The organism is Enterobacter cloacae complex sp. IR5441 (assembly GCF_049238215.1).
Taxonomy (GTDB): Bacteria; Pseudomonadota; Gammaproteobacteria; order Enterobacterales; family Enterobacteriaceae; genus Enterobacter; species Enterobacter hormaechei_C.
Genome location: NZ_JBMKIA010000011.1, coordinates 1 through 6,519, shown reverse-complemented (window position 1 = coordinate 6,519; position 6,519 = coordinate 1). Strand labels below are relative to the sequence as shown.

At 48.5% G+C, this 6,519-nt stretch carries 7 protein-coding genes and 1 pseudogene; 4 read left to right on the top strand and 4 right to left on the bottom strand.

Annotated elements, in window-relative coordinates; genetic code table 11:
* A partial coding sequence (locus tag ACOTX5_RS13605; RefSeq protein ID WP_223230349.1) for a hypothetical protein occupies window positions 1–103 on the top strand: 103 nt, incomplete at its 5' end.
* 26 nt (window positions 104–129) lie between these two features.
* On the opposite strand, the pseudogene pcoS reads toward ACOTX5_RS13605, so the two are convergent.
* Window positions 130–702: pseudogene (pcoS, locus tag ACOTX5_RS13600) on the bottom strand (copper resistance membrane spanning protein PcoS); the annotation flags it as partial.
* Window positions 703–740: 38 nt separating this feature from the next.
* Here pcoS and ACOTX5_RS13595 point away from each other — a divergent pair.
* From ACOTX5_RS13595 to ACOTX5_RS13585, 3 genes are all read left to right on the top strand, one after another.
* Window positions 741–1,709, top strand: coding sequence for an IS5-like element IS903B family transposase (locus tag ACOTX5_RS13595; RefSeq protein ID WP_072196614.1), 969 nt, complete (start codon window positions 741–743; stop codon window positions 1,707–1,709).
* 188 nt (window positions 1,710–1,897) lie between these two features.
* Window positions 1,898–3,517 (top strand): phosphoethanolamine--lipid A transferase MCR-9.1, encoded by a 1,620-nt coding sequence (locus ACOTX5_RS13590; RefSeq protein WP_001572373.1) that lies wholly within the window; start codon window positions 1,898–1,900, stop codon window positions 3,515–3,517.
* 76 nt (window positions 3,518–3,593) lie between these two features.
* A complete protein-coding gene (locus ACOTX5_RS13585; RefSeq protein WP_001572372.1) occupies window positions 3,594–4,070 on the top strand; it encodes a WbuC family cupin fold metalloprotein in 477 nt (158 codons plus the stop codon).
* Between the two features lie 212 nt (window positions 4,071–4,282).
* Here the strand turns inward: ACOTX5_RS13585 and qseC-like are convergent, their stop codons facing one another.
* From qseC-like to ACOTX5_RS13570, 3 genes are all read right to left on the bottom strand, one after another.
* Complete coding sequence (qseC-like, locus tag ACOTX5_RS13580; protein ID WP_001572371.1) at window positions 4,283–5,632, bottom strand: QseC-like sensor histidine kinase; 1,350 nt, start codon at window positions 5,630–5,632, stop codon at window positions 4,283–4,285.
* Window positions 5,608–6,276 carry a QseB-like response regulator transcription factor gene (gene qseB-like / locus ACOTX5_RS13575; RefSeq protein ID WP_001572368.1) on the bottom strand — a complete coding sequence of 223 codons (669 nt, stop codon included), beginning with the start codon at window positions 6,274–6,276 and terminating at the stop codon, window positions 5,608–5,610. The genes qseC-like and qseB-like overlap by 25 nt, the downstream gene beginning before the upstream one ends.
* 139 nt (window positions 6,277–6,415) lie before the next feature.
* Window positions 6,416–6,519, bottom strand: a 104-nt coding sequence (locus ACOTX5_RS13570; RefSeq protein ID WP_000496773.1) for an IS1 family transposase, incomplete at its 5' end; no start/stop codon positions are given.

The window sequence follows — 6,519 nt, the reverse complement described above, 5'->3', positions numbered from 1 at the left end:
GCGGCATTCTGGCTACACAATAACAAGGGAAGACTTACTCGTGGCTGCAACCCTACTAGCTCAAAATTTATTCACACATGGTTACGCTTTGGGGAAATTATGAGGGGATCTCTCAGGGCTGTGTACGGTCATGGAGGAAGCCAGACTGGTCATTTCCCGTAGCGGTTTCAGACCAATACGTGTGGTCAGCCAGCCCAGAAAAACAGAAATAAAGACCAGACCGATATTGAACCAGAACAGCCAGGTACTGAGCTTATCCATAAACAGGGTGTGATACCCAGTATCCGTGGCAACCGTAATGATGACATGTTTGCTTTTACCCTGTTCCGGCGTCACGGCAACCCGCCGCGAGATACTGCGGTACACGGTGTTATTTTCTTCCGTCTGGATCATATAGTCGAGAATATCACCCGACTTATTAAGCAGGACCGCTGGAACAACAGAATTTTTGGCATAGAGTTCAACAATTTTTTCATTTTCCATGTTTTTTATAGAAATGAATAAACCATTGTGCCCTACCATCGCATCGTTTATTTTTTCTGATAATGACTTAATATCCGTTTTGTTCCGGAACGTCTCTGTTTTAAGAAACTCTTCGGTGAGCTGAAGTTTACCTGTCAGAAAATCGCGGTCCTGATTATCGAAATAGCCATTAAGGGTGCTAATCAGGATAAAACTTGATAACCACCATACCGTAAGCATCACCGCGGCTTTGTTGAATAAATCGAACTTTTGCTGAGTTGAAGGATCAGATCACGCATCTTCCCGACAACGCAGACCGTTCCGTGGCAAAGCAAAAGTTCAAAATCACCAACTGGCCCACCTACAATAAAGCCCTCATCAACCGTGGCTCCATAACTTTCTGGCTGGATGATGAAGCTATTCAGGCCTGGTATGAGTCGGCAGCGCCTTCTTCACGAGGCAGACCTCAGCGCTATTCTGACCTTGCCATCACGACTGTGCTGGTCATTAAACGCGTATTCAGGCTGACCCTGCGCGCTGCGCAGGGCTTTATTGATTCCATTTTTTCTCTGATGAACGTTCCGCTACGCTGCCCGGATTACAGCTGTGTCAGCAGGCGGGCAAAGTCGGTTAATGTCAGTTTCAAAACGCCCACCCGGGGTGAAATCGCACACCTGGTAATTGATTCCACCGGGCTGAAGGTCTTCGGTGAAGGCGAGTGGAAAGTCAAAAAGCATGGCCAGGAACGCCGCCGTATCTGGCGTAAGCTGCATCTCGCCGTTGACAGTAAAACACATGAAATCATCTGCGCTGACCTGTCGCTGAACAACGTTACGGACTCAGAGGCCTTCCCCGGGTTAATCCGGCAAACCCACCGGAAAATCAGGTCAGCCGCCGCCGATGGCGCTTACGATACCCGGCTATGTCACGATGAACTGCGGCATAAGAAAATCAGCGCGCTTATCCCTCCCCGAAAAGGTGCGGGTTACTGGCCCGGTGAATATGCAGACCGTAACCGTGCAGTGGCTAATCAGCGAATGACCGGGAGTAATGCGCGGTGGAAATGGACAACAGATTACAACCGTCGCTCGATAGCGGAAACGGCGATGTACCGGGTAAAACAGCTGTTCGGGGGTTCACTGACGCTGCGTGACTACGATGGTCAGGTTGCGGAGGCTATGGCCCTGGTACGAGCGCTGAACAAAATGACGAAAGCAGGTATGCCTGAAAGCGTGCGTATTGCCTGAAAACACAACCCGCTACGGGGGAGACTTACCCGAAATCTGATTTATTCAACAAAGCCTCGTTAAGGTTAACCTAAGATTTCAGAATGATAATCTCTGCTTTGCAGCGAATAAGGCAATCATAATATTAGATTGAATTGTTGTAATTATCATCAATGTTTTTACTGGTTTACTATTTTCCGGAGGTGTTAATGCCTGTACTTTTCAGGGTGAAAGTTATTCCGCTGGTTTTACTTCTGGCAATGATCTTTGCGTTTTTACTTAACTGGCCAATATTGCTGCATTTTTACGAGATTTTGTCGCATTTAGAGCATGTCAAAATTGGTTTTGTCATTTCTATTCCCTTTGTTCTGGTTGCGGCGCTTAACGTTGTTTTTATGCCTTTCTCAGTTCGTTTTCTGCTGAAACCTTTCTTTGCTTTACTGTTTATCACTGGCTCACTGGTCAGTTATTCGACACTAAAATATAAAGTAATGTTTGATCAAACGATGATTCAAAACATTATTGAAACTAACCCCCAGGAAGCGCATTCCTATCTTAATGGCTCAATTATTATATGGTTCGTCTTTACCGGTATCCTTCCTGCCATCCTCCTTTTTTCAATAAAAATTCAATATCCTGAAAAATGGTATAAAGGCATTGCTTACCGTTTGCTCTCCGTGCTGGCATCGTTGAGTTTGATTGCAGGTGTTGCCGCACTTTATTATCAGGATTATGCCTCTGTCGGCCGCAATAACTCGACATTGAATAAAGAGATCATCCCGGCGAACTACGCTTACAGCACTTTCCAGTATGTTAAGGATACGTACTTTACGACTAAAGTGCCTTTCCAGACGCTGGGGAATGATGCTAAACGCGTCGTCGCTCACGAAAAACCCACGCTGATGTTCCTGGTGATTGGCGAAACGGCACGCAGCCAGAATTTCTCGATGAACGGTTATTCGCGTGATACCAATGCCTTTACCAGCAAATCCGGCGGCGTTATTTCGTTTAAAAATATGCATTCCTGCGGTACCGCTACCGCAATATCCGTTCCGTGCATGTTCTCGAATATGAATCGCACCGAGTACGACAGTAAAAAAGCATCTAACAGTGAAAATTTCCTCGACATCGTGCAGAAAACCGGTGTCTCGCTGTTATGGAAAGAGAACGATGGCGGTTGTAAAGGCGTATGTAGCCGCATCCCGACTGTCGAAATTAAGCCTAGTGATAACCCGAAACTGTGCGATGGCAAAACGTGCCATGACGAGGTGATGCTGGAAAACCTTGATGATGAAATCGCCAAAATGCCAGGTGATAAGCTTGTCGCCTTCCATATCATTGGCAGCCATGGACCGACTTATTACCTGCGTTATCCGGCTGAGCATCGCCACTTCATGCCCGAATGTGCACGTAGCGATATCGAAAACTGTACTCAGGAACAATTGGTCAACACCTACGACAACACCCTTCGTTATACAGACTATGTATTAGCTGAGATGATTGAAAAGCTAAAAAATTACAGCGATCAGTACAACACCGTGCTGCTTTATGTGTCCGATCATGGTGAATCATTGGGCGAAAGCGGGCTATATCTGCACGGCACGCCGTACAAACTGGCACCGGATCAGCAGACGCATATTCCGATGCAGGTCTGGATGTCACCGGGCTTTATCGCCGGGAAACACATCAACATGTCTTGCCTTGAAAATAATGCGGCGAAAAAATCATATTCCCACGACAACCTGTTCTCATCGATTTTGGGGCTGTGGGACGTAAGCACCAGCGTCTATAATCCTGACCGCGATTTGTTCCGCGAATGCCGTGGCTAATCGATTGTTAGTATAACAAAAAGCCTTACGGCAACCTGGTTGCCGTAAGCTGCAAGAATGCAATAAGGCTTATAATATGAAACAACTTACTTTCAACGACCTACGCAAGCAAAGCGCACAAGCCGCAAATTCCCCCCGCTTACGTGCCCATCATAATTTCCACCCTGAATTGAGCGACCCGGTGCAGCGTCTGGCTATTGCTATGGAACCGGGAACTTATGTTCGCCCTCATCGCCACCCGCATACTTTTGAACTGCTGACATCCCTTACCGGTCGCTTTTTGGTATTGAACTTTGATGACCTGGGTAACCTGACCCAGCGCGTCGTGTTAGGTGAGGACTGTAAAGTGCTGGAGATGGATGCAGGCACCTGGCATACCGTATTGTCACTGGATGAAGGCGGCGTTATTTTTGAGGTAAAACACGGTAGGTACCAGCCTGTTGCTGATCAAGATGCCGCCCCATGGGCCCCCGCCGAAAACGAGCCGGGAACTGCAGAGCTGATGAAATGGTACACACAGGCGCAAGTAGGTGATGGCGGATATCCGCGGTAATTAATGCGTTGCACGGAGTGCCATTCTCTCCTTCGCGCCAACTTCAAAGGCTAAGACGCTTCCTCCCAAATCACCTACTCGTAAACCTGTGGCAAGAGTAGAAAATCATCTTATGCAAATAACAGGCAATATCCTTACCGAGGTCGGGATGCAGGCAAAACACCAGCAGAACGCAAAGTATCTCCAGTAAGAGTACAATTTTCATCTACATTTTATCGCGCAGATTGCAGTGGCAGGACAATGCTGACCAGTACGCCTGAGGTAAACTGGCTGGCAGGGGCTAAAGTAACTTTCCCACCCAGCCGCGTGACGCATGCTTTGACTATCGCTAAGCCCAACCCAGAGCCGGGTTGGGTCACGCCTTCAGGGCGATAAAATGCATCGAACACGCGCATCCTTTCTTCTGCGGCAATACCGGGACCGTTATCTTCAACTTTAATGATCGCTTCGTGCTGCGATACCATCACGCTGAGATCAATTTGTCCGTGTTCCGGTATATAGCGGATTGCGTTTTCTACCAGATTTTTCACGATAATAGTGAGTGTGTATTTATCGGTGTAAACCAGCTGACTCGCACTGGCAGTTTCCAGTACGCCAATATCAATACTTTTTTCCAGAGCAAGTGGATGCAGGGATTCAATCACCTCCCTGAATAACTGTGTAATGAGCAGAGGCTGATTATTTCCTTGCCGCGTATTTTGCTGTTCGCGGGCAAGCAGAAGCAGCTGTTCTAACAAGTTTTTGGTTCGGCTTAACCCTTGTTGCAGGCTGTTCAGCCGGAATTGCGCTTCGGGCGACATTTCGCTCGCCGACAGCCGCTCCGCCTGTAGCGACAATGCCGTTAGCGGGGTACGTAACTCATGGGCCGCATCGGCGATAAAACGTGACTGTGTCTGCATGGCATCGTTAACTTTGTGCAACAATTTATTGATACCACCCACAAATGGACGAATTTCATCAGGAATGGCATCTTCAGGGAACGGCGTCAAATTGCGTTCATCTCGCTGATGCACCTCATCGGCAAGGAGTGAAACGGGGCGAAAGGCTTTCCGGATCAGATCAGTCGCAACCAGCAACAGTATCGGCAACAGCAGACTGAGCGGGATCAACGTGCGCAGTGCGCTTTCAAATGAGATTTCGTCGCGTACGTCAAGCTGCTGACCAATGGCGACCAATTGGGTGGGTGAAAGTCGATGCACCAATACACGATACGATTCTCCGCCGGAAATTACGTTCTGAAAACCTTCATGCATGGGCGTTTCCAGCTGAAAAGTGGGGTCGCGGGCCTGCAGGGAATTACCGTTTTCCGATATGAATTCCACCACCACTCGGGAATCATTATCACCATCCAGTTGCTTAACAAGAGTCTGCGAGTCAGGGTTGTCATATATCACACTGGCGATTTGGGTCAGGGTGCCATCCTGTAGTTCATGGGCTTCGTCGAGTGCAAAATAGAAGGTAAGACCACAGGAAATAACTGCGGTAAATAAAATGGCGACGCTCAGGGCTACCGAGAGCTGTAGCTTCAGAGAGTTTTTCACTCGCTTTTGGAAACCAGCCATCCGACCCCCCTGACATTTTTGATGGCATTCCGGCCGAGCTTTTTACGTAGAGCGTGGATGAAATACTCAACAGCGTTACTTTCAATCTCATCCCCCCAGCCATAAATACGGTCTTCAAGATCGCTGCGAGAGAGAATACCGCCGGGGCGCTGCATGAGTGCTTCCAGAAGAGCATACTCGCGCTTCGAAAGTAAAAAGTTCTCTCCGCTGGCCAACAAACACACTTCGTGACTGACCGGGTTCAGGCTGAGCACACCGTTACTCAGCAATCGATCACTGTTGCCGTTATGTCGTCGCAAAACAGCGCGTATCCGCGCGAGCAGTTCGCTGAACTCGAACGGTTTAATTAGGTAATCGTCTGCTCCACTGTCGAGGCCGTGAAGTCTGTCCGTAAGGGCATCCCGCGCGGTGACAATCACCACCGGTACGGATGATCCCTGACGGCGAAGTGCGTTCATGACGCTAAAGCCGTCCTGTCCCGGCAGCCCAAGATCCAGGAGCACAATGTCATAATGCTGCGCGAAGCAACTGGCCAGCGCATCATTGCCATTTTTCATCCAGTCCACCGCATACGACGCATCGCGTAACGAATTCGCCACCACGTCGCCGATCATCAGATCATCTTCAACCAGTAAAATTCTCATCGCGTTGATAATCCCTATGTGTAGTGGCTCGCAATCGAAATCCCTCCGACTCGCAATCAGCGCATATTTCGGCTCACATTAACTGCAAATGAAAAACGCCCCCGACTCACATTAAGTGACAATGGGTAATGACTCCAACTTATTGATAGTGTTTTATGTTCAGATAATGCCCGATGACTTTGTCATGCAGCTCCACCGATTTTGAGAACGACAGCGACTTCCGTCCCAGCCGTGCCAGGTGCT

What these genes read in the sequence shown, in the direction of transcription:
- qseB-like (WP_001572368.1), bottom strand. Translation starts at nt 6,276, where the DNA reads ATGAGAATTTTACTGGTTGAAGATGATCTGATGATCGGCGACGTGGTG.
- qseC-like (WP_001572371.1), bottom strand. Translation starts at nt 5,632, where the DNA reads ATGGCTGGTTTCCAAAAGCGAGTGAAAAACTCTCTGAAGCTACAGCTC.
- ACOTX5_RS13590 (WP_001572373.1), top strand. Translation starts at nt 1,898, where the DNA reads ATGCCTGTACTTTTCAGGGTGAAAGTTATTCCGCTGGTTTTACTTCTG.
- ACOTX5_RS13585 (WP_001572372.1), top strand. Translation starts at nt 3,594, where the DNA reads ATGAAACAACTTACTTTCAACGACCTACGCAAGCAAAGCGCACAAGCC.